Genomic DNA, 23,444 nt, shown 5'->3' with positions numbered 1-23,444 from the left:
TTGAAACACAAGATGAAGGCAATCGTGGGCTTTTTCAAGCCCACGGAGCAGCCGCATATCGCTGGCTGTGGAGATTAAACGGCCATTTGACGCTGAGTCAGAACCTGATCGATCAGCCCGTACTTGACGGCGTCCTCTCCACTCATGAAGTTGTCGCGGTCGGTGTCACGGGCAATTACATCCATGGGCTGACCGGTATGGTGAGCCAGCACTTTGTTCAGGCGCTCACGGATGGTGAGAATTTCACGTGCGTGAATTTCAATATCCGAAGCCTGACCCTGGAAACCGCCCAGTGGCTGGTGAATCATCATGCGCGAATGCGGCAGGCAGTAACGCTTGCCTGCGGCGCCACCGGTCAAGAGCAAGGCGCCCATGGAACAGGCTTGACCGATACAGATGGTCGACACGTCCGGCTTGATGAACTGCATGGTGTCGTAGATCGACATACCGGCAGTGACCGAGCCACCTGGGGAGTTGATATACAGGTGAATGTCCTTCTCGGGGTTTTCGGCCTCAAGGAACAGCATCTGCGCGACGATCAGGTTGGCCATGTAGTCTTCGACCTGGCCAACCATGAAGATCACCCGCTCTTTAAGGAGGCGGGAATAGATGTCATAGGCGCGCTCACCGCGTGCGGATTGCTCGATCACCATCGGGACCAGGCCGCCGGCGGCCTGAATGTCCGGAGCTTGCATAAAAGGATTGCGGGACATGTTCCAACGATACTCCCTATGTCATGCCTTAAAAGACATAAGCCAGCACGAGGCTGGCTTATGTTTGTGCACTCGAATACGTGAAGAAATCAGGCTGCTTGCGGGGCTTCCGCAGGCTTGACAGCTTCTTCGTAAGAGACCGACTTGTCGGTCACCTTGGCCTGCTGCAGGACAGTATCTACAACTTGCTCTTCGAGCACAACCGAACGCACTTCGTTCAACTGCTCGTCATTCTTGTAGTACCAGGAAACAACCTGCTCCGGCTCCTGATAGGCAGATGCCATCTCTTCGATCAGCTCACGGACACGCGCTTCATCAGGCTTCAGCTCTTTCTGCTTGACCACTTCAGCCACGATCAGGCCCAGAACGACGCGGCGCTTGGCCTGCTCCTGGAAGAGGTCGGCCGGCAGCTGGTCGGGCTTGATGTTGCCGCCGAACTGCTGAACGGCCTGGACGCGCAGACGGTTCACTTCGTTGTCGATCAGTGCTTTGGGCACTTCGATCGGATTGCCAGCTACCAGACCTTCCATGACCTGGTTCTTCACCTTGGTCTTGATGGCCTGGCGCAGCTCGCGCTCCATGTTCTTTTTGACTTCGGCGCGGAAACCTTCTACGCCGCCTTCCTGCACGCCGAACTGAGCGAAGAACTCGTCATTGAGTTCTGGCAGCTGCGGAGCGGCAATGCTGTTCACGGTAACGGTGAACTCAGCGGTTTTACCTGCCAGATCGAGGTTCTGGTAATCCTCGGGGAAAGTCGGGTTGATCACGCGCTCTTCACCGGCTTTGGCACCGACCAGGGCGTCTTCGAAACCAGGGATCATGCGACCCGAGCCCAGAACGAGCTGAGTGCCCTTGGCCGAGCCACCAGCGAAGGCCTCGCCGTCGATCTTGCCGACGAAATCGATGTTCAGCTGGTCGCCGTCTTCGGCAGCACGCTCGACGTTCTCGAAGCGAGTGTTCTGCTTGCGCAGGATTTCCAGCATGTTGTCGACGTCGCTATCGGCCACTTCAGCCTGCAGGCGCTCGATCTCGATGGCTTCGAGGCCAGCGACCTCGAACTCCGGGAATACTTCGAAGGTAGCGACGTACTCCAGGTCCTTGCCTTTTTCGAACACTTTCGGCTCGACAGATGGAGCACCGGCCGGGTTCAGCTTCTCGGCGACGATGGCTTCATAGAAGGTCGACTGAATCAGGTCACCCAGGGCTTCCTGGCGAGCGGCTTCTTCGTAACGCTGACGGATCACGCTCATCGGCACCTTGCCGGGGCGGAATCCAGGAATCTTGGCACGGCTGGCGGTCTGTTGCAGACGCTTGTTGACTTCGGTCTCGATGCGCTCGACCGGCACGCCGATGGTCATGCGGCGCTCAAGAGCGGAGGTGCTTTCAACAGAAACTTGCATGGATTTTCCTCGTTGCACAGACATAAGCCGGGCGTTCCGGCCCCAGAATGGGCAAGCATTCTAGTGGCTCGGTTGACATAAGTCACCCTGCCTGTCACGCCGAACCGAATGGCGGCTAGGCAAGCCATTCAGCGAAAGTCACGACTGCGTATGTCTAGGCCGCTCAGCAACACGCTCAGATCGGTCAGGCGCCCGGCTATGAGATGTCTGACCCCGTCCTGGCTTTCCAGCTTGCCTTCGACCTCCAGCAGTTGTGAGCCGACGAGCGCCCGCCGCTGCCGCTCGGCCAATTCATGCCACACCACGACGTTGACCATGCCGAATTCGTCCTCCAGCGTCACGAAGATCACGCCGCTGGCTGTTTGCGGTTTCTGCCGTCCAGTCACCAGCCCTGCCACACGCACCTGACGTCCGCTGTCAACGCCGGCCAGATCCCTTGAAGCCAGGCAGCGCCGTGCTCGCAAGGTCCCACGCAACAACTGCAGTGGATGCGGGCCCAGCGTGGTGCCCAGCAGCTCGTAATCGCTCTGCAGATCTTCAGCCACGCTCGGCAGCGGCAGTGTCACCACGGACTCTTGCGTCACCAGTCCGGCGAACAGAGGCAACTGTTCCTCGACGCCGGCAATGGCCCAGCGGGCTCGGTGGCGATGGCCCGCAAGGCCACGCAATGCGCCGGCATCAGCCAGCAACTCGCGCGACCGGCGATCCAGCGCCGCGCGTCGACAGACGTCCTCAACATCCGCAAACGCTGCCTGCTGACGACTCCGCACCAAGCGTAGAGCGTCTTCGCCCTTGAGCCCGCGCACTAGACACAAGCCCAGCCGGATGGCAGCGTCACCCTGCTCGCCACTCTCCAACGAGCATTCCCAGTCACTGAAACGAATATCGACCGGACGTATTTCGATGCCGTGACGGCGCGCATCCTGAAGAATCTGGTCAGGACTGTAGAAGCCCATAGGCCAGCTGTTGATCAGGGCACAGGCAAAGGCCGCCGGCTCGTGACACTTCAACCAGCTGCTGGCATAGGACAGCAAGGCGAAGCTGGCTGCGTGGGATTCGGGGAAGCCATAGCTGCCGAAGCCCTTGATCTGTTCGAACAGGCGCGCGGCGAATTCAGCCTGATAACCATTGGCGCGCATGCGCTCGGTCAGCCGCTGCCGGTGCGGCTCGAGACCCCCATGACGCTTCCATGCCGCCATGGAGCGGCGCAGCTGGTCTGCCTCGCCTGGCGTGTAGTCGGCCGCGACGATGGCCAGCTCCATGACCTGCTCCTGAAACAGCGGAACACCCAGCGTTCGTTCGAGCACGGCACGAAGCTCTTCGGACGCATAGGTTTCCGGCTCCTCACCGTTACGCCGACGCAAATAGGGATGCACCATATCGCCCTGGATCGGCCCTGGCCGCACGATGGCCACCTGAATGACCAGGTCATAAAAGGTCTGCGGACGAAGCCTGGGCAGCATGGCCATCTGCGCACGGGACTCTATCTGGAACACGCCGACGGTATCGGCGCGCGAGATCATGGCGTAGGTCGCCGGGTCCTCCTGTGGCAGGCTCGCCAGCGTCCAGCGCTGGCCTCGATATCGCTCGATCAGATCGAAGCAGCGACGCAACGCGCTGAGCATGCCCAGCGCCAGAACATCGACCTTGAGCAGCCCCATCAGGTCCAGATCATCCTTGTCCCACTGAATGATGGTGCGTTCTGCCATTGCGGCATTTTCAACCGGCACCAGCGTCTGCAGCGGCCGCTCGGAAATGACGAAACCGCCTGGATGCTGCGACAGATGACGGGGAAACCCCACCAGCTGGCTGGTCAGCACCAGCACCCGACGCAGTAACGGATTGTCGGGGTCGAAGCCCGCCTCGCGAAGGCGCTCAGGAGCTGGCGGCGCGCTGCTGTAGTGACCGCAGCAATCCGCCAGCGCACTGACCTGATCGGGCGGCAAACCCAGCGCCTTGGCCACGTCTCGCACAGCTCCAGCTCCCCGATAGCTGCTGACCACAGCGGTCAATGCCGCACGTTCGCGACCATAGCGACGGAAGATGTACTGAATGACTTCCTCGCGCCGCTCATGCTCGAAATCGACATCTATATCCGGCGGCTCGTTACGCTCCTTCGATAGAAAGCGGGCAAACAGCATGTGCCGCTGCGACGGATCCAGCTCGGTGATGCCAAGTGCGTAACAGACCGTGGAATTGGCGGCAGACCCGCGCCCCTGACAGAGAATGCTGCGTTCGCGCGCAAAGCGAACGATGTCGTGCACGGTCAGAAAGTAGCTTTCGTAACCCAACTCGGCGATCAGCTGGAGTTCGCTTTCGATCCGATCACGGGCGACCGCGGGAGTGCCTCCGGGCCAGCGAGAAAGCGCACCCTGCTCTGTCAGATGGCGCAGCCAGTGGGTAGCGGTCTGCCCATACGGTACCAGCTCGTGGGGATACTCATAGCGCAGTTGGCCAAGGTCGAATCGGCAGCGCTCGGCAATTCTCAGCGTTTCATCGAGCAGCGCGGCTGGGTACAGCTCGGCCAGTTGATCCCGTGAACGAAGGTGACGTTCGCCATTGGGAAAAAGTCGGTGCCCGGCTTCGGCAACGCTGCAGTGATGGCGGATGGCTGCCAGGCAATCCTGCAGCGCACGCCGCCCGCGGGCGTGCATATGAACATCGCCGGCAGCCACCAAGGCGATGCCAAGCGATCGAGCCAAAGCCTGACAATGTGCGAGGCGCCGTGCGTCATCACTACCGTAGTGCAGTTCGACCGCCAGCCAGAGGCGATCGGCAAAGCGCTCACTGAGCCAACGGCCATGGCTTTCGTTGTCATCGAGCTCCGGCAGCCAGAGCGCTAGAAGCCCCTGCGCGGACTGATCGATATCCTCGCGCAGCAAACGGTACTGCCCTTTCTGCGCACGCCGACGTGCCAGGGTGATGATGCGACACAGATTCTGGTAGCCCTTGATGTTCTCCACCAACAGCACCAGTTTGGGGCCGTCCTCGACCTTTACTTCACTGCCGACGATCAATGGAACGCCCGCCTCTCTGGCGGCCTGCCACGCACGCACGATCCCCGCCAGGGAGCACTCATCGGTGATGGCCAGCGCCTTGTAGGCCTGTTGGTGAGCGCGCTTGAACAGTTCACCTGCGCTGGAAGCGCCGCGCTGAAAACTGAAGTTGGACAGGCAATGCAGCTCCGCGTAATCGGGCAAGTTCATGCGAACCACCCCTGCAGCATCAGAGGGCCTGCCTCCCCGAACGCTCGATAGGCCCAACCCAGCTGCCCAGTGCGAGTTTCGATCAGGAAGTAGTCACGTCGAATATCGTCCGCGTCCCACCAGCCGGACTCGATTCGCTCTGGACCGCTCAGAATCCGGACCTCATTTTCCTTCAGCTGCTTCGCCTGTGGCAGCAACCATCCGGGGCGCTTATCCGCAGACCCATGACTGCCCGAACCATCCTCGGTAGCCAATCGCCAGGCATGTTCCGGACGATGATCGTCCCGCGCATGCAACGCCAGAACCGCCTCCTCACCCAGGCGGGCTCGCAATCGCTCCCGCAATTGCAGCCAGACCAGGCTACGCTGCGGGCGGTCATCGAACAGCTCTCGGCACTCAGGCACGAACACGGGCAGGTCTTCGGCTACCAACCGTAGCGCCTGCGTTGCCGTCGGCAGTTGCAAACGCTCCAGGCGCCCACGCGCCAGCTCGAAAAGCCGCTCGCTCGCGCGCTCCGGGCTCAGCAACCCCACATCGAGCCGAGTGTCCGCAGCTGAACGATGCTCCATGTGCAACACGAAGCGCTCCACACCACAATCACGGCCGTGCAGGAAAGCCGCCAGATCCGCGCACAACCGTCGCAACGGAAACAGCAGTGCCTGATGCGACTCGACGTCAAAATTGAACTCCAGCCGCTGCTCGAAACGCTCAGGCGGCAGGAAATAATCCAGCGCTATAGGTTGTTGCCCCAGCAGGCGATCAAGTTGCAGCAGTACTTCTGCAGGGAAACGTTTCGCCAGCCCCGAGCGAGGCAGTGCCAGCAACTGGCGAAGCGTGCGTACTCCCATGCGCTGGCAGCTTCGGGTAGCGTCGCGCGGCAAACCGAGTCGCTCCAGCGAAAGAGGCATGAGCGTCTCGAGCAGGCCCTGCTCATCGACCACCAGGCCATCGTGAACATTCGCCAGCACACGTGCCGCAACGGGATTTGGTGCCACTACGATGCGGTGACGGAAACCCAGATCGGTGAGTTCCTGACGCAATCTGGCCTCGAACCGCGGCCAGGGACCGAAGAGTGCAAGGCTGGATTCCACCTCCAGCAGCAGGGTGCGCGGATAGAACAGGCTGACATGCGAACTGAAGCGATAGGCCCAGGCGGCCAGCAAGCGCTCCGAACGTTCTATTTCGCGAGTGTCGTACTCAACCCGGATGAAGTCTCGCGCCAGGGCCTGTGCCGCCGTCAGTGTCATGCCTGGACGTAGCCCAAGCTGGCGTGCCGGTGCGTTGACTGCCTGCAACAATCGTCGTTGCACCCCCCCGGTGATCATGGCCAGCGGCGCATCGCCAACTTCTTGCGCACGCAGCACGCCGTCGAGTGCCAGTTGCGGCAGAACAATGCAGGCCCAGCGCATTGCCGTCAGGCTCCCTCAGCCAGGGCAAACGAGGTCTGCGGCACCACACCGCCTCGGCATTTGAGTAGCCGCACCGATCCAGGCGGCGTATCCAGCACAAGGCGCAATGCCGCTGGTGACGGATTGACTGCCTCGCCGGCATCACGAAGAGCAAAACCCAAACTATCTCCGCTTTCGGCCGCCACCTGCAGGCGACGCATGCCGCGGTCATCCGCACGCTGCGGCCAGCACAGCACGGCTGCACAACACCCGGAACGCAGGCATTGCTCCGCGGCCCACAGCACTTCCTTGCCGGTCGCCTGGATAATCACCAGGTGTTGCAAGGCGACACCGGCTGCCAGCCATGCAGCCGGATAGGGAATGAAAGGTGGCGCCACCAGCACGACGCGCTGACCAGCAGCGGTAAGACGGGCGATGGTTGGCCACAGCAAGCGCAGCTCTCCTGTCCCGGCAGCGGGCATCAGGATCTCGGTCAGTGCAGCTCGCGGCCAGCCGCCCGAAGGCAGACGCCTGTCCAATTGAGCATGGCCTGTCGGCTGCGCTCCGGCAGCGGGCGCAACCGACTGCCCCCGCCATACACGACGCTGGTCGAGCAGGACTTCGAGCGCTGCGACCGTTCCCATCAGGCGAACCTCGCTATCAGCGTTCGGCCAGGAAATGCCTTATTAAGCAAAGAAATGAATGCACTGCTCACGGAGTTCACCTCTGAATACTGTCTATTTATACAGTATTCACGCAGGCGATTCCATGTCGCTCATCGACGGCTCGAAATAGCCGCTAGCCCTGTACCAGGCGCTTCATCCAGTCGAGCAATACCGTAGGCAGCAAGTTTGGACGGGGTAGCAGCGCGTAGCGGGTGGCGCCGAATATCCGTGGCAGGTAGGCGCTGGCCTGCCGGTCGATGGTCAGGCAGAACGGCGATATTCCCTGCAGCACCGCTTCCAGAACCGCCTGGCGGGTGTCTTCGATTCCATATCGGCCTTCGTAGTCATCATTGTCACTGGGCTTTCCATCGGACAGCACCAGCAGTAGTCGACGGGCTGCTGGCTGGCGCATCAGGCTGGCACTGGCATGGCGGATAGCCGCGCCGCAGCGGGTGTAATGCTCCGGCTCCAGGGAGGCTATGCGGAGTGCCACGTCCTGCCCGTAAGCCTCCTCGAAGGTCTTGATATTACGGACCAAGACCGCTTCCCTGCCCTGCCCTGAAAATGCCTGTATCGCATAGGGCGCACCCAGGCTCTGCAGCGCGATGCTCACCAGCAACAGGGCTTCGCGCTCGACATCTATCACGCGTCGCCCCTGGGAAATCCAGCTGTCCGTCGACCCGCTGACATCGATGAGCAGCAGGATGGCCAGGTTCCGCTCCGCACAACGTTGCGTGCGGTACAGACGGTCGGTCAGCCCGCTACCCGCCCGCAGATTCGCTAGCGCATCGACATAGGCATCCAGATCCAGCTCGTCTCCATCGACCTGACCGCGCAACCAGGCCCGATGGGTGCGCAGCAATTCGAAACGGCGACGAATCCCCTCGAGCAATCCTCGATGGGATTCGAGCGTTTCCGCTACCCAGGCTGCACTACCCGGCGGAGCTGCGCGTACCTGCACGAGCGCGCTCTGCTCGCGGTAATGCTGCGTACGGTAATCCCATTCGGGATAGGCGATCCCTAGCTGCGCAGCCGAAATGCCGGGCGCAAGCACGGTGGCCGAAGCGTCAGGAGGATCATCAGCCAGCAGCACCTCTTTGGGTCGCCCAGGCGAAGCCACCAGGCGCGCCTGAGGAAGATCGCCGAGCATTTCACCGAACAGCTCGGCATCCGCATCGTCCCGATCGATGGGCCGCTGCAAGCCCATCGGGTCTTCCGCATGGGGATGGGGCTCGTCCAACTGGATCATCAGTGGTCCGCTTTCCTCCGATTCATCCTCATCGGGGCGCGCCTGACGAATATCGGGTCGCCGTTCGAGCCGCACGCTCTGCGGCGCCGGCTGAGTGGGGTCGAGTGAAGCCTGGGCAGCGACCGTATGCTGCTGATGGCGCATCGCAGGAGCCAGCAACGTTCCGGTCCACCAGTCCGCGAACAGCGGCTCCTGGCCGATGCGTCCTCCAGAAGCAGGTTCCAACGCCCATTCGGCCACCAATCGAGTCGCCCACTCGCATGAGGTTTCTGGCGTAGGCGATTGCGGAAAACCATCCGCTTCGCCCACCAACAGCGCTCGCACGCGAGCCTCCAAAGGCCGCCGTGCCGAACCGAATGCACTCAGCGGTGGACGACGCGCGAGTGCGCAGGCCCGCAATGCCTGCGCCGAGTCGGCAAGCCCTGGCATTTCCTCTAACAACTCGCGCTCGGCCGCATAGGCTTCCAGCAGGTGGTACAGCGCACCAGCCAGTGGCGGCAGACTGTGCCATTGGGGCAGTGCACAGCCCCGGCGAATACGCATGGCCTGCTGCAAGGCCATCACTTTGTAGAGAGTCGATGCAAGTGTGCGATCAGGGATATCCAGCGTGCGCGGCAACCAGATACTCGCACCATCGGTTGCCGGCACTGCCGCGAGTCGCTGCGGCCTGGGACTTCGGCCGAACCAGTCTGCCAGCAAGGTCGGTCGTGCCGGCGGCTGGGCGATACGCAGCCGATAGCTGTTGCCGAATACTGCCGCCAGTAGCAACTCCAGGCGCTCAGCCACTTCGCTAAGGGGCAGACTTGCCGGTGCGTCCGGCGCTGGGCTGTAGCGGCGCCAAAGGCGTTGGGCGAAGACCGTCGCATGCCGCGCAGCGTCGGTAAGAACTTCTTCGGCTTCGGCCATGGTCTAGATGAAGGTTCCGTCGACCAGATCGCGCATCGCCCCGACCAGCGCTTCGTCGTCCGAAAGGGGCGAGACGATTGCCGCCAGGCAAGCTTCCCGAACTGCTATGCCATCGGCGCAAAGTGCGCCTGCGGCGATCAGCAGGCGGGTGCTGGGCACCTCGGCCAAGCCACGGTCACGCAGCGCTCGCAGCCTGCGCGCCAGCGTGACCAAGGCGCGCGCGGTCGGTGCATCGACACCACTTTCGCGCTGGACGATCCTCGCCTCCTCCTCTTCGCCCGGGAAATCCAGATCCATAGCCACGAAACGCTGACGCGTGCTTGGCTTGAGGTCCTTGAGCATGCGCTGGTAGCCCGGGTTGTAGGAGATCACCAACTGAAAGCCTGGTGATGCCATCAGCAACTCACCGGTCTTGTCGATCGGTAACAGGCGCCGGTGATCGGTCAAAGCGTGCAGGACGACCACCGTGTCCTGCCGCGCTTCGACAACTTCATCCAGATAGCAGATGGCTCCCTCACGTACAGCCCGGGTCAGAGGGCCGTCCTGCCAGACGGTGCCGTCATGGCGAATGAGGAAGCGCCCGATCAGATCGCTGGCAGACAGATCATCGTGGCAGGCCACCGTGATCAGCGGCCGCCCCAGCTTCCAGGCCATATGCTCGACGAAGCGGGTCTTACCGCAGCCGGTCGGCCCTTTGAGCATGACCGCCAGGTCGCGCGCATGGCAGCGCTCGAACATCGCGACCTCATTACCGCTCGCTACGTAGAACGGCGCCTCCTCGCTTGCCTGCGCCAATGGCGGGTATTCGGGCAACGTCACGTTGGGCGCACCTCCGTCTCTGCCAGCACAGGCTCCGTATCGTTCAGGACAAAGCGTGGCGTGTAGCGGAAGAAGTCGTAGATGAACAGCGCAACGCCCACCGTGAACAGCGAGGCGGTGGCGATGAGCATCACGAAATGGATCTGGATCTTGAGCTGTGCATCCAGATAGCCCATGCCCATGATCCGCTCCAGATAGACCTGCGCGATACCAGCCGTGGCGAACGACAGCGTCATACCGAACATGCCGGTGATCTGCAGCCAGAACGCCCAGTAGCCCAGCGCAGTGCCCTGCTCCCGGCGCCCGGCAGTCAGCGATGGCAAGGCATAAGTGATCATCGCCATGACAATCATCGCGTAGGCCCCATAGAACGCCGCATGGCCGTGCATGGCGGTGATCAAGGTGCCGTGGGTCCATTTGTTGACGCTCGGCCAGGTGTGCGCCAGGCCCAGCAGCCCGGCGCCGAACAGGGAGAACAGCGCGCTGCCGATCGTCCAGTGCAGCGCCAGTGTATTCGGGTGCGCCAGCCCCGAGCGCCGCATGGCGCCGTAGGCATAGGCGGCCATGCCGACGAGTGCGAGCGGCTCCAGCGCGCTGAAGAACCCGCCGATCGGCAGCCAGTAGGTCGGTACGCCGACCCAGTAATAGTGGTGTGCCGTGCCGAGGATGCCGGCAATAAACACCAGGCCGACAATCACATACAGCCACTTCTCCATGACTTCCCGATCCGCACCGGACAAGCGGATCAGCAGGTAGGCCAGGAAGCCGCCCATGATCATCATCCATACGCCTTCAACCCAGAGGTGAATCGTCCACCAGCGATAGAAGATCGAAACCGTGTAGTTCTCGTAGTGCAGCAATGCCGGCAGATACAAAAGCGCAGCACTGACGAAACCGATCATCAGCACCGCCTCGGTCGTGGTGAAGCGCCCCGATTTTCGGATCGTCATGCCGATGTTATAGAGGAAGATCAGCATGCAGATGACGATGACGATCTTGTGCGGCAGCGGCTGTTCGAGCAGCTTGTTGCCGGTGCCATAGCGGAACAGGTAGCCGATGATTGCCGTAACACCCATCAGCGTCCAAAGCACCAACTGCACATAGGCCAGCTTGGTGCTGTGCAGCTCAGCGCGGGACTCCTCAGGAATCATCCAGTAGGTCGCGCCCATGAAGCCGGTCAGCACCCATACGATCAGCAGGTTGGTGTGGATCACCTTGGTCACGTCGAACGGCAGGATGTACAGCAGCGGGTCCGGCCCGATGTATTTGGTCGCCGACAGCAGGCCGAACACCAGCTGCAGGCCGAACAGCACCATCGCGACGGCGAAGTACCAGTAGGCGACCGATTGGGACTGATAGCGCATCGTAGTTTCCCCTTAAAGCGAACGTGGGTCGGGCCGAATTAGGCTTGGCCGTACGCGTGTCACTTGAGTGTTTCGAGATAGGCCGTCAGCTGATCGATCTGCTCGTCCGTCAGGCTCTTGTCATAACCCGTTGGCATGAATGACGTGCCGTCGGCTGAGTACATAGCGCCGGGAATGATGTGCGCACTAGGGTCCACGATGGACTCGCGAATATAGCCGCGAGCATCGCTGGCCTGGCCCTGGTAGTCGGGAGATGCCACGATCTCCGCCGCACGGGTGGCAAGCCCTGCCAGCGTCGGTCCTGCCATGTTGGCCCCGGGCGCGATGGAGTGGCAGGCGTTGCACGCAGGCACGGCAGAGCGAAACACCTGCTCGCCCAACGCACGCTCGTCATCGTCAGCATCCACCGGGCGCGCGCCCGCCGGCAGGTCGTCACGCTGCCCACCACCAGTGTCGGCACCCGGAACGAAGCTACCGGTGACCAGGATCGGTCGAGGTGGCCAGCCCTGGTTATCGACTTTGCTCACCCAGTCGAGAAAAGCGATTAGATCGCTGATTTCATCTTCCGCCAGATCCTGCTTGGGCATCAGGCGACGATGGATCTTCTCGTCATAGAACTTCGATGGATCGCGCATATAAGCCTTGAGATAAGGCTCGCCGCGGTGCTGGGTGATCTTGGTCAGATCAGGCGCGTAGTAGGCCCCCTCACCGAACAGCGTGTGGCAGTTGATGCAGTTGTACTTATGCCAGACATCCATCCCGTGTTTGACCTCCGCGGTGATGTTCTCGGCATTGGTCAGTTTTGGAAACTGCCGGTGACTGTCCACTGTCAGCCCGATGAACACGAGCGTGGCCACACCGGTTGCGGCAATCGCGAAGAGCCTCGCTTGGCGGTTGTTCATGGCGTGCCCTCAGACATTGATGCCTGTCCAGTGAATGAGCGTCATCGTGAACGCGTAGAGCATTGCGCCAAACATCAGCGCGAGTACGACAACACTCAGAATCTTCAATGGGCCATATAACTTTCGAGCCTGCATGCCTTCTCCTTTGCAGCATCAGCTGCAGTATGGGAAACCGCTCTCAGTGCCCGGAATGCGGGTCAATCGGTTCGGGGCTGGAAAAGATCGAAGCGTCCGCATCGCCCTTCACCGTCAACACACCCATCAGGCCTTTCTCTGCGCGCGACAAGGCGTGGTCCACCAGGATGTACTTGCCTGGGTAGTCCGCGACGAACTCGACCATGGTGGCGCCGCCGGCCGGCACGAGGGTCGTCTGCACATCCGTCAGTGGCGGGCTGGAGAGCGACCCCTGATCGAAGACCTTGTCGAAGATTTCACCAATCACATGGAAGCTGGAAATCAGGTTCGGGCCGCCGACACCAAAGAAGATGCGCACGCTGTCACCGGTGTTGACTTCCATCTTATGGATACTGGTGAGAGCGTCCTTCGAACCATTGAACATCAGATGTTGCGGCGTCTCGCGCAGTAGCATGTCCAGCGAGAACTCATGCAGCCCGCGGGCTCCTCTCGGGTTTGCCGTGTACAGCTCGCCCTGCATCACATAGAACTCGTGGTCGACCTTCGGTAGCCCGCCCTCGGGCTCGACCAGAATCAACCCATACATGCCGTTGCTGATGTGCTGCGCAACCATCGGTGTGGCGCAGTGATAGACGTAGAGGCCTGGCTGTAACGCCTTGAAGGTGAACGAACGGGTCTGCCCAGGCGCAACCTGAGTGACCGCGGCGCCGCCACCGGGACCGGTCACCGCATGCAGATCGATGGAATGGATATGCGCACTGTCAGGCTCGTTGCTGAGATTCAACGTGACGGTATCGCCCTCGCGAATGCGCACCATCGGCCCGGGCACCGTGCCGTCGAAGGTCCAGAACTTGTAGGTGCTGCCATCGCTCAACCGCCCCTCCTCCTCGGTGGTCCGCAAGTCGAGGGTGATGCTCTTCGGTTCGCGACTGCCGACCGGCTCACCGACCTGTGTCGGGTCCTTGGAAAGGTCCTTGCCCTGTTCGACGACCGTCTCTGGGCCATCTCCAACGATGAACTTCCCGAACATACCGGCGGCCTTGTGCCCTGGAAGCGTGCAGTAATACTCGAAGGTTCCACTTTTGGTAGCGCGAAACACGATTGCAGTCGCGGAACCCTTCCCGGAAATCTCACCGGAGCCGGCATCGAATTCCGGCACCGCTATGTCATGAACCGCGCCGTCGCCGTTTATCAAGTTGATTTGCACCACGGCGCCTTCGGGAACCCGTAGTTCGGGGTTCACTTGCCCACGAGTAGGGCCGGATTCACTAACGTAAACGAGCTTTCCGTCAGCAATATCCGTCCTCAATGTAATCGTGACGTCGGGTCGATAACTTACATCGCTACTGGATTTCGTCTGCGCCCAAAGGGCAGTAGGTAAAACAAGCAACGCGAGCAATAAGGCTATTGATAAATGACGCATGCCTGGCCTCTTGAGCAACGAGTTAATCTCGATCGGCAGTCTAGCCACAGGAATAAGTCACGTCAGATTGAGAATTCGCCACCCATTTCATTCTATAAAAATATATTGAGAAATAGCGCAAAATAAGTGATTGAGAATTAATCCCTAAGATAGGTAGAAATGTTTTGAATCAATGCCGTAGGCTTGTATTGATGGGCTTTCACAAACATAGGATTAATACCTTCGTGAAAAATGAAGTCACGAAGACCAAGAAAAGTGCCGACAGACGGTATGCTTGGGGTTCCACTTGCGGCGCTGTAAGCGACGAAATTAAAGGTTATAGAATCGCTAAAATTACAGCGCAGCACTTTTGTAGAAAACCGCATCGAGATCGGTTTTTATTTCGTGCTGAAAACACCATCACACCGAAAAGATGTCATAAGCGCCAACTAATCTGTTGAATGCAATTTTGCAAAGAACGATAAGCAAGGCTCACTGATTTCAGTTCTGCCTTTATGCATTCGTTTTTTCAACGGAATAGATGACTCTGCAAGAATGTACGGATGCATCGTCGCTACCGTCGTCAGCAGTGCATTACATTTGCGCCCCAAGAGTTTGGGCGATAACGTTACGGCTCACCTCGCTCTGACCTCTTCGATCATGACCAAGCCCCGCTCCTGCCCGGCACTGCAGCTGGACAATCAACTTTGCTTCGCATTGCATTCAACCTCGCTGCTGATGACCAAGGTCTACAAACCCATGCTCCAGCGAATTGGGCTGACCTATCCGCAATACTTGGCCATGCTGGTGCTTTGGGAAGAGGACGGCATCACCGTTGGTGACATCAGTGCGCGTCTGTTGACTGACCCAGGTTCACTGACACCGCTACTGAAACGGCTTGAGGCTGAAGGTTTTATCACCCGGACCCGACGCACCGACGACGAGCGCGTAGTCGAATTACGAGTGACCGAGAAGGGTCGCGCTTTGCAGGCAGAAGCCGAGTGCTTTCCCACGAATATCCTTGGTGCAAGCGGTCAGTCCCCTGAAACCATCGCTGCGCTGAAGGACCAGATTGTCGCGCTGCGCAGCGCGCTGCAAAAGCTGGTCTGACGTCCGCTCGTCGCTGCCCCTATTCGAGTATCCCAAACCGCCCCGAAAATACCTTGCGCGCCAACTAAATCAAGCATACCTTCTTCAGCTAATTACTTTGCGCGCAAAGTATTATCACAAGGCATCCACGGAGAAGACCATGCAATCCATCCAAGCTCTCTATACCGCTACCGTAACCACCACTGGAGGTCGCGACGGCCGAGCCTTATCGTCTGACGGTGCATTGGATGTCAACCTCAGCACTCCTCGCGAGCTGGGTGGCCAAGGCGGCGAAGCGACCAACCCGGAGCAGCTGTTTGCGGCCGGGTACTCGGCTTGCTTCATCGGGGCAATGAAGTTCATCGCGGGCCAACAGAAACAGGCGCTGCCGGCTGAGACCGCCGTTACCGCCAATGTCGGTATTGGCCAGATCCCCGGGGGCTTCGGCCTGGAAGTCGAGCTGCAGATCAGCCTGCCTGGGCTTGACCGTAATCTGGCTCAAAGCCTGATCGACGCGGCGCATCAGGTTTGCCCCTACTCCAATGCAACGCGCGGGAATATCGACGTGCGGCTGGTGTTGAAGTGACCGTATAGCGAAAACCAGCGAACAGGCGCCCAGATAAGCCTGAAGGAATTACCTAGGCGCCCCCTGTTTCAAATGGGATAACCGGAATGTCATCGCGGTGCTTCTGGTGAGATTGCAGGGCTCATCCAGAACCGCGCCCCACTCCGCAATTACCTACATCCGCAATATGTAACCTGACCTGACCTGACGCATGCGTCTGCTGACTGCCAATCTGTCGAGCAGTGAGCATCACGAGCAGAACGTCTGATCGCTCATCGCGATATCGCATTCAGTCACCCACCACTACACCCGACATGCGTATGGGTTTGCGGCAAGGCTACCTTTCCGATACCTACCCTGCTTCACCCAGCTAAGCACCAGTGGGGTCTCGCTCGCCTCATTGTCGTTATGTTATAACGTGTTTCTGACATCGACATTGTACTTCCTGAAAGGACGGACTCATGAAACCAGGTATCCATCCCGACTACCGCCCAGTGCTGTTTCACGACACCGCGGCGGACGTCTTTTTTCTGATCGGTTCGACCGCCGACACCAATCGCACCCAGCAGCACACGGACGGCAATACCTACCCGTATATCGCGCTCGATGTTTCCAGTGCGTCGCACCCGATCTACACGGGCAAACAGCGCAAAACCACCACCGAAGGCCGCATTGCCGGCTTCAACAAGCGCTTCGCCGGTTTCGCGAAAAAGAACTGATGCACCCTCGGATGCAAAGTCGCCCTGCCGGTGCGGCTTGCATCGCTACACCCAATCAGCCAAGGAAGATGATTAGATGTTCCGCCGTTTCAGCACTCCTGATCTTTGCTCCCCAGCTCGACTCTTCTCCGTTCTGGCTTGCCTGCCTCTGGCAGCGCTGGGCGCCGACAACGCGCTGCATCTGAAGCCCACCGTCGTCACTGCAACCTCTACGGTGCGTCAGCTGAACGATGCGCCGGCGAGCGTTACCGTAATCACTCACGAGGAATTGACCCTGCGTCCGGTTCAAGATCTGGAGGATGCCCTGCGTGGCACACCAGGTTTGCAATTCACCGGCATCGGCATGACTCGCCGCGGTGTGAGCATTCGCGGCATGGGGAGCGAGCACACGTTGGTGCTGGTGAATGGACAGCGCATCAATACCGCCGGCGGCGCCGTCGCCCATGCCGATTTCGATCTAGGCTGGGTTCCGGTGGAGGCCATCGAGCGAATCGAGGTGATACGCGGGCCGATGTCCTCGCTCTACGGTTCCGAGGCGCTTGGTGGTGTGGTCAACGTCATTACCCGTCGCAGCACGGACGCCTGGCATGGTGCGGCACAGCTCAATGGTGGCGTGCGCGAGGATGATCGGGGCGGCCAGACGCACCAGCTGGGTGTGTATACCGGCGGCCCGCTGATACCTGATGTGCTGGGCCTGTCACTGAGCGGCGAGACGCGGCGACGGCAGGAAACGCCCCTACATCGTGATGCAGCCCTGTCGGAAATCGAAGGCCGTGATGCCCATAGCGGCAGCGTCTCTCTGAGCTGGACGCCAGACGCCGCTCAGCGAATCGACCTAACCTACGCCAACGGGCTGGAAGATCGCTGGCGCAATACGCGCCGTGCAGGTGCTAGGCCTGTCGACTACGAGGCCAGCGATCGCATCGAGCGCGAACGATTCTCCGTCGCCCATAGTGGCGATTGGTCGTGGGGCGCCAGCTCGCTTCGCGCCTATCGCAACACCCTGGAGCGTAACAACCGCTTTACCAACGATGTCATTCCCACTTCGCCGCGCCAGGAACTCACCGACGATATCGTCGACGGCAGCCTGAGTATGCCGGTGGCCGACATGCACCTGGTGACGCTCGGTGGCGAATGGCGCAACGAGCAACTGGAGGACGGAGGATTCGCTACCGGCGATGCGAGCATCATTCATCGCGCGTTGTTTCTGCAGGACGAAATCGAGTTCGATCCTTCCTGGTCGCTGGTACTGGGGAATCGTTTTGACCGCCACGAGGAATATGGCTGGCACAACAGCCCGCGCGCCTACCTCGTCCATCACGTCAACGATGAACTGACGATCAAGGGTGGCGGCGGCCGCGGCTTCAAGGCGCCATCGCTCAAGCAGCTGTCGCCAGGCTATTCGGCCGTTGGCGGCGGCGGAATGTTCACTATTTTCGGGAATCCAGACCTCGAACCCGAAACGAACACCACCTATGAGCTCAGCGCAGACTACCAGGCGAACGGCTGGTCGCTGAATGCTGGGCTGTTCCAGAACAACGTTCGCGGCCTGATCCAGACCGTGTGCGTGGCGAGCTGTGGCCAACGTGGCCGCGAGATACGCAACTACGATAACGTCGACAAGGCGCGTATCCGCGGCCTCGAGCTGGGTGGCGGCCTGGATCTACCAGCCAACCTGCGCTGGGATCTGAACTACACCTATCTGGACGCCATCGACCGTAGCGGCGACCGCAGGCTGGGTGATCGCGCTCGGCATCTGGCCAACACCCGAATGCAATGGACACCGAACGCCCGCTTTACCGGGCAACTGCGTGGCGAATACGTAGGCAGCCAGCTGACCTACTCCAGCAATACCGCCTATGCAGTGCCGGCCTACAGCCTGTGGCACCTGGAACTGACCCAGCGCATCACCGAAAATCTCAGCATTCGAGGCGGCATCGAAAACCTCACTGACGAAGACTTCAGCGATGTGTCCGACAATTTCGGCTTCGCCGAACCCGGCCGGACTTACCACGTCGGCGTGAATCTGAGTTTCTGATATGCACTGCCTGATCCAAACCAGCCTGCTCATCCTGGCGCTGGCCGGCTGGGGTGCGCTTGCCTTTGCCGAGCCAGCGCAGCCGAGGGCGCTTCGGGTACAGGTCGTGACAACCGACTTCGTGCTGCAAGGCAAGCTCGATCGGCTTGCCAGCTGGGCGAACGAATCGGGCGTTACGCTGAGTAGTACGCGGGTATCCTCTGCCGCCTTCGCTAAGGGGCTGGACGAAACTGCTGCCCTACTGATCCTGGATACGCCTAGGCCCGCCGACCTAAGCGCCGTTCAGCAGGCGCTCGGCGACCGACTCAGCGCGACTACTACACCGTGGATACGCATAGGCGGTGGCGCCCCCGCGTCCGGTAACTTGCCCGCCGCCGAGGCGAGGCTGCTGATCGGATACTACGAAAACGGCGGCGAGCAAAACCTGCGAAACCTGTTCGCTTACCTTCGCGCCCGGCACGACGGAGCTGAAAATGAGTCCATTGCGCCCCCGACCGAGCTCGCCAGCACGGGTTTCCACCATCCTGATGCACCTGGCCCATTCGAAGTTCTGGACGACTATCTAGCCTGGGGAGCCGAACGCTGGACGCCCCAGGCACCACGGGTAGCGTTCGCGATCCATCGCGGTGCCCTGGTCGACGGCCAACTTCAGCTGATCGATGAGCTCATCCGCCGTAGCGAGGCCCGTGGTCAGGCACCGTTGGCATTCTGGGCGGATGACAAAGACCCACAAGCGCTTAGCAAGGTTCTCGTGCCGGCTCGCAGTGAGGTATTGGTCAACCTGCAGCACATGCAGAACGGTACAGCTCGACAGGCGGAATTCCTGGCGCTAGGTATCCCCGTGTTATCGACTCTCACCTGGCGCGAGGGGGACCGGGCACATTGGCGAGCCTCCAGTAGCGGGGTAACGCCACGTACCGCCGCGACGATGCTGACCGTACCGGAAAGCTGGGGCATGACCGATCCACTGGTGATCGCCGCTATCGAGAATGGCGAGCCTACGCCGATCCCGGAGCAGCTCGAGGCCCTACTCGGCAAGGTCGCCAGCCTGTCTCGTCTTCGCCGGCTGACTCCGGCCGAAAAGCACCTGGCCGTGATGTTCTGGAACCACCCCGACGGTGCAAAGAACATTTCCGCATCAAATCTGAACGTGCCGCGCAGCCTGGCGCGGCTCTCCTTGGCATTGCGCCAAACCGGTTATGACGTGCTGCCCAGCGATGAAAGTGAGCTGATCGAAACCGCGCAGCGCCTGCTCGGCGGTTACTACCGCCCGGAAACACTGGATACATTGCTAGCTGACGGCTTCGCCTTGACGTTGTCGTTGGACCAATACCAACGCTGGCTGGCAACCCTACCCGAACATGACCGCCACGCGCTGAACGAGCGCTGGGGTGATCCCGCGGCACATTGGGCATTGCGCGAGATCGATGGAGCACTGCACTTCGTGATTCCGGCCGCGCGCCTCGGTAAGTTATTGCTGCTACCGCAACCGCCGCGGGCCGGCCGCCCGGGCGAGGCTTATCACGACAGCAAGATCCCACCGGACCACCTCTATCTGGCGGCTTATCAGGCGCTGCGAGTCGGCTTCAAGGCCGACGCACTGATCCACTTTGGCACTCACGGGACCCAGGAGTGGTTGCCCGGCAAGGATAAAGGGCTGGCGGCCGGCGACTACCCCTTCCTGGCGCTAGGCGACCTGCCAGTGTTCTACCCCTATATTCAGGACAATATCGGCGAGGCGATTCAGGCACGTCGTCGCGGTCGTGCGGTGATCATCAGTCACCAAACGCCGCCTTTCGCCCCAGCCGGTCTTTACGACGAGCTGCGAGAGCTGCACGCACTGATTCACGAATACCAGCAACTCGATCAGGGCGCGGTACGCGACGCCACTGTCGAGCGTATCCGGCAGCTAGCGCTGCAAAGTCGGATGCTCGATGACCTGGGCTGGAACGAAGAGCGAACGCACACCGAGCCAGACGGCTTCCTTCAGGCGCTGCACGATAGATTGCACGACATGGCCGAGGCGAATGTGCCACTGGGCCTACACACCTTTGGCGAAGCGGCGTCGCCAGAGCACCGCCTGGCCACAGTGCTACAGCAGCTGGGACCGCAGTTTCTGCAGGCGCTGAAGCTGAGCGAAGATGAACCGCTGGCCGAAGACTTCACAGGTCTGCAAAAGAGTCTGCCCTACCGCACCCTGCAACGCTTTCTTCGGAATGGCGAACAAGCTGGTTCGATCAATGACCCAGGTCTGCGCGAACAAATCGTGCGAGCAATCGATCTGGACGCCAATCTGGCCGAGACGGGTGAAATCGAAGCACTGCTGGCCGGCCTGGCCGGCGGCTTCATTGCCCCCGGCCCCGGCGGCGACCCGGTACGCAACCCAGACGTACCAAGCGGGCGCAACCTGTACGCGTTTGAAGCAGACAAACTACCGACCCGTACAGCATACGAGGCCGGCGGCAAGGCATTGGAGCAGCTGCTTGCGAGCTACCGGGAGGAACACGAAGGCGAGACGCCGCAAAAGCTTGCCTTCAGTCTGTGGTCGTCGGAAGCCATGCGCCATCTCGGCGTCCTCGAAAGTCAGATCCTGCATGCCCTGGGAGTACGGCCGGTCTGGGACACCGGGGGACGCGTGCGTGCGCTGCAGATTATTCCGGCAGCGGAACTTGGCAGGCCGCGCATCGATGTCGTCGTACAGGTCACCAGCGTTTATCGCGACCAGTTCGATGGTTTCATGCGCTTGCTCGCCGATGTGGTTGAACAGCTCGCGGCGCTCGACGAGCCTGGCAACGTACTGGCCAGCAATAGCAGAGCCCTGGCCCAACGGCTAAGCGACCAGGGCGTCGATGCCGATAGCGCAGAACAACTGTCTCAGCTACGGCTGTTTGGCAATGAGCCTGGCGATTACGGTACCGGCGTATCTCAACTCACCCTTGACTCGACCCGATGGGAAGATGAGGCGCAGCTCGCCGACCAATTCCTCTCACGACTGCAATATGGCTATGGCACCAGGAGCTGGGGAGAAAAGATAGACGGTCAGAACCTGTTCGCTGAGCAACTCAAGGGTGTCCAGGCGGCGGTGATGGCCCGATCCAGCGAGCTGAATGGCGTGCTTTCTACGGATCATCCATTCGAGTTTCTCGGCGGGCTGTCTCTGGCGATCCGTCATCTCGACGGCACCAGCCCATCGCTCTATATCTCTGATCTACGCAAAAGCGAACCGCGGACTACTGGGGCGGCGAGTTATCTCGCCCGAGAGCTGCGCAGCCGCTACCTGAACCCGCAATGGATCACTGCCATGCAACAGGAGGGCTACGCCGGAACATTAGAGATACTCAACGTCGCCAACAATCTGTGGGGCTGGCAAGCAGCTGACAGAAGCATGGTTCGCGCTGATCAATGGCAGGCCTTGCATGACACCTTCGTCAAGGACCAGCGTGAGCTCGGTCTGAGCCAATGGTTCCAAGACAACAACCCCACCGCCCAGGCGCAGCTTATCGAGCGCATGGTCGAGGCGATCCGCAAAGGCTACTGGGACGCATCCGAGGAGACCCGCCGCGAGCTGACCGAGCGTTGGCAGGCCTTGACCCGTGACCACGGCGCCGACACAGGCGAACCGGCGACCCGTGAATTCATTGAACAGATGGCCATTGGGTACGGACTCGCTCTCAACGCGCCACAGCCTTCGCCGGACGCACCCGCCTCTGACGCCACCATGCCAGGCGAGACCGTACGTGGGCAGGTGATGCAGGAGGTCGCCGAACAACCGAGCGAGGCACCCAGCCCATGGCGACTCGCCCTCGGCATCGCTGCCTTACTCATTTGCCTGCTGCTCGGCGCAGTGCGTCAGGCACTCGCCAACCGTCGTATCGCTACCACTCCTGACCGAAAGAACCCCATCCAATGAACGCACTTGAAACCAGTCTCTACGAACTCACCCGCATCTTTCTGGTGCCCGTTTTGCTGCTAATCCTCGCTGCGCTGGTTTACGCCTTTCTTGCACTGGGCAGCTTTGCCATGGAGGCTTGGCAACGCCGCAGCGGCCGCTACAGCTCGGTACTTGCTGCTCATCAGGCCATCCATGGCGGCACCAGTGATGATCTGGAGCTGTGGATCATGCAGCGCCTCGAATGGCTGCGCGTGACCTCGCGCAGCGCGCCTATGCTCGGCCTTGTCGCCACCATGATCCCTATGGGACCTGCCCTGCTCGCCCTCACCGAGAGCGACGCCAAAGGCATCGGCGAGAACCTGGTGGTCGCCTTTTCGGCCGTGATTCTTGCGCTCGTCGCCTCCAGCATCGCCTTCTACGTGCTTACCGTGCGGCGACGCTGGCTACTGCAGGAGTTGCGCGCCATCGAACGTGCCGTGGAGCTGCATTGATGCGCTTTCTCGACCATGACGACGACGATGATCCGCTACTTTCCGTGGTCAACCTGATCGATCTGTTCCTAGTAGTGATCGGCATCCTGCTTATCGTCATCGTGCAAAACCCGCTCAATCCGTTCAGCCAGGACAAGGTCGTGGTCATCGAGAACCCCGGCGAAACAAACATGCGCATGCTGATCAAGGAAGGCCAGGAACTGACGCAATATGAATCCAGCGGGGAAATCGGCGAAGGCCAGGGAGCGAAAGCCGGCATCACCTACCGCCTGAACGACGGAAGAATGATCTACGTACCCGAGGCAGCGAGCCCGCCCTGATGCATCCCTGACGAGCTCTTTCGCTTCGCTGTGAGATCGGCGGGGCACATCTATCCGCGGACAACCTAGAAGGGGCCGGCGTGTCCGCCTGAATGACCGGTCGCGCCTGTGCCGAGAGCGCTTCAACTGCAGCCCGCGAGGCACCTGCTAGCCGCGCGAGCTGCCGGAACACGCGCAATCG

At 60.6% G+C, this 23,444-nt stretch carries 18 protein-coding genes; 7 read left to right on the top strand and 11 right to left on the bottom strand.

All coding sequences use genetic code 11. The features are described 5' to 3' along the window. Positions 1 to 74: 74 nt before the first annotated feature. The 11 genes from clpP to nirK form a co-directional block, all read right to left on the bottom strand. Positions 75 to 713 (bottom strand): ATP-dependent Clp endopeptidase proteolytic subunit ClpP, encoded by a 639-nt coding sequence (gene clpP, locus CXK91_RS02130; RefSeq protein ID WP_103454743.1) that lies wholly within the window; start codon positions 711 to 713, stop codon positions 75 to 77. A gap of 89 nt (positions 714 to 802) precedes the next feature. Continuing rightward, positions 803 to 2,113, bottom strand: coding sequence for a trigger factor (tig, locus tag CXK91_RS02125; RefSeq protein ID WP_103454742.1), 1,311 nt, complete (start codon positions 2,111 to 2,113; stop codon positions 803 to 805). Between the two features lie 128 nt (positions 2,114 to 2,241). Then, complete coding sequence (locus tag CXK91_RS02120) at positions 2,242 to 5,319, bottom strand: error-prone DNA polymerase (RefSeq protein WP_181003898.1); 3,078 nt, start codon at positions 5,317 to 5,319, stop codon at positions 2,242 to 2,244. Next, positions 5,316 to 6,728 (bottom strand): Y-family DNA polymerase, encoded by a 1,413-nt coding sequence (locus tag CXK91_RS02115; RefSeq protein ID WP_103454741.1) that lies wholly within the window; start codon positions 6,726 to 6,728, stop codon positions 5,316 to 5,318. Before CXK91_RS02115 ends, CXK91_RS02120 begins: the two co-directional genes overlap by 4 nt. A 5-nt stretch (positions 6,729 to 6,733) precedes the next feature. Beyond that, the gene (gene imuA / locus CXK91_RS02110; protein WP_103454740.1) at positions 6,734 to 7,351 is read right to left on the bottom strand and encodes a translesion DNA synthesis-associated protein ImuA; all 618 of its coding nucleotides are present in this window, start codon (positions 7,349 to 7,351) and stop codon (positions 6,734 to 6,736) included. A gap of 154 nt (positions 7,352 to 7,505) precedes the next feature. After that, positions 7,506 to 9,527: a nitric oxide reductase activation protein NorD gene (locus CXK91_RS02105; RefSeq protein WP_103454739.1), complete on the bottom strand. Its 2,022-nt coding sequence runs from the start codon at positions 9,525 to 9,527 to the stop codon at positions 7,506 to 7,508. Positions 9,528 to 9,530: 3 nt separating this feature from the next. Further along, positions 9,531 to 10,346: a CbbQ/NirQ/NorQ/GpvN family protein gene (locus tag CXK91_RS02100; RefSeq protein ID WP_103454738.1), complete on the bottom strand. Its 816-nt coding sequence runs from the start codon at positions 10,344 to 10,346 to the stop codon at positions 9,531 to 9,533. After that, positions 10,343 to 11,710, bottom strand: a complete 1,368-nt coding sequence (locus tag CXK91_RS02095) for a cbb3-type cytochrome c oxidase subunit I (protein ID WP_003282492.1) — start codon at positions 11,708 to 11,710, stop codon at positions 10,343 to 10,345. The genes CXK91_RS02100 and CXK91_RS02095 overlap by 4 nt, the downstream gene beginning before the upstream one ends. 59 nt (positions 11,711 to 11,769) lie before the next feature. Continuing rightward, positions 11,770 to 12,612 (bottom strand): c-type cytochrome, encoded by an 843-nt coding sequence (locus CXK91_RS02090; protein WP_058064500.1) that lies wholly within the window; start codon positions 12,610 to 12,612, stop codon positions 11,770 to 11,772. Positions 12,613 to 12,621: 9 nt separating this feature from the next. Then, complete coding sequence (locus tag CXK91_RS22855) at positions 12,622 to 12,747, bottom strand: hypothetical protein (protein WP_015277086.1); 126 nt, start codon at positions 12,745 to 12,747, stop codon at positions 12,622 to 12,624. A 43-nt stretch (positions 12,748 to 12,790) separates the two neighbouring features. Continuing rightward, complete coding sequence (gene nirK, locus CXK91_RS02085; RefSeq protein ID WP_256055633.1) at positions 12,791 to 13,954, bottom strand: copper-containing nitrite reductase; 1,164 nt, start codon at positions 13,952 to 13,954, stop codon at positions 12,791 to 12,793. Positions 13,955 to 14,809: 855 nt separating this feature from the next. On the opposite strand from nirK, the gene CXK91_RS02080 reads away from it, so the two are divergent. The 7 genes from CXK91_RS02080 (at position 14,810) to CXK91_RS02050 (ending at position 23,263) form a co-directional block, all read left to right on the top strand. Continuing rightward, entirely contained in the window at positions 14,810 to 15,259 is a 450-nt protein-coding gene (locus tag CXK91_RS02080) for a MarR family winged helix-turn-helix transcriptional regulator (protein ID WP_051121810.1), read from the top strand. 139 nt (positions 15,260 to 15,398) lie between these two features. Continuing rightward, positions 15,399 to 15,824: an organic hydroperoxide resistance protein gene (locus CXK91_RS02075; RefSeq protein ID WP_058064502.1), complete on the top strand. Its 426-nt coding sequence runs from the start codon at positions 15,399 to 15,401 to the stop codon at positions 15,822 to 15,824. Between the two features lie 440 nt (positions 15,825 to 16,264). Beyond that, complete coding sequence (locus CXK91_RS02070) at positions 16,265 to 16,522, top strand: type B 50S ribosomal protein L31 (protein WP_058064503.1); 258 nt, start codon at positions 16,265 to 16,267, stop codon at positions 16,520 to 16,522. Between the two features lie 76 nt (positions 16,523 to 16,598). Continuing rightward, entirely contained in the window at positions 16,599 to 18,560 is a 1,962-nt protein-coding gene (locus tag CXK91_RS02065) for a TonB-dependent receptor domain-containing protein (protein ID WP_103454736.1), read from the top strand. A 1-nt stretch (position 18,561) separates the two neighbouring features. Then, on the top strand, positions 18,562 to 22,470 hold the full coding sequence (cobN, locus tag CXK91_RS02060; RefSeq protein ID WP_103454735.1) for a cobaltochelatase subunit CobN: 3,909 nt from the start codon (positions 18,562 to 18,564) through the stop codon (positions 22,468 to 22,470). Next, positions 22,467 to 22,943: a MotA/TolQ/ExbB proton channel family protein gene (locus CXK91_RS02055; protein ID WP_103454734.1), complete on the top strand. Its 477-nt coding sequence runs from the start codon at positions 22,467 to 22,469 to the stop codon at positions 22,941 to 22,943. The genes cobN and CXK91_RS02055 overlap by 4 nt, the downstream gene beginning before the upstream one ends. Further along, positions 22,943 to 23,263 carry a DUF2149 domain-containing protein gene (locus tag CXK91_RS02050; RefSeq protein WP_103454733.1) on the top strand — a complete coding sequence of 107 codons (321 nt, stop codon included), beginning with the start codon at positions 22,943 to 22,945 and terminating at the stop codon, positions 23,261 to 23,263. Before CXK91_RS02055 ends, CXK91_RS02050 begins: the two co-directional genes overlap by 1 nt. Positions 23,264 to 23,444: the final 181 nt, after the last annotated feature.

It is taken from the genome of Stutzerimonas stutzeri (genome assembly GCF_002909485.1).
Lineage (GTDB): Bacteria > Pseudomonadota > Gammaproteobacteria > Pseudomonadales > Pseudomonadaceae > Stutzerimonas > Stutzerimonas stutzeri_AH.
The sequence above is the reverse complement of the archived record's forward strand: the minus strand, read 5'-3'. Positions and strand labels throughout refer to the sequence as shown.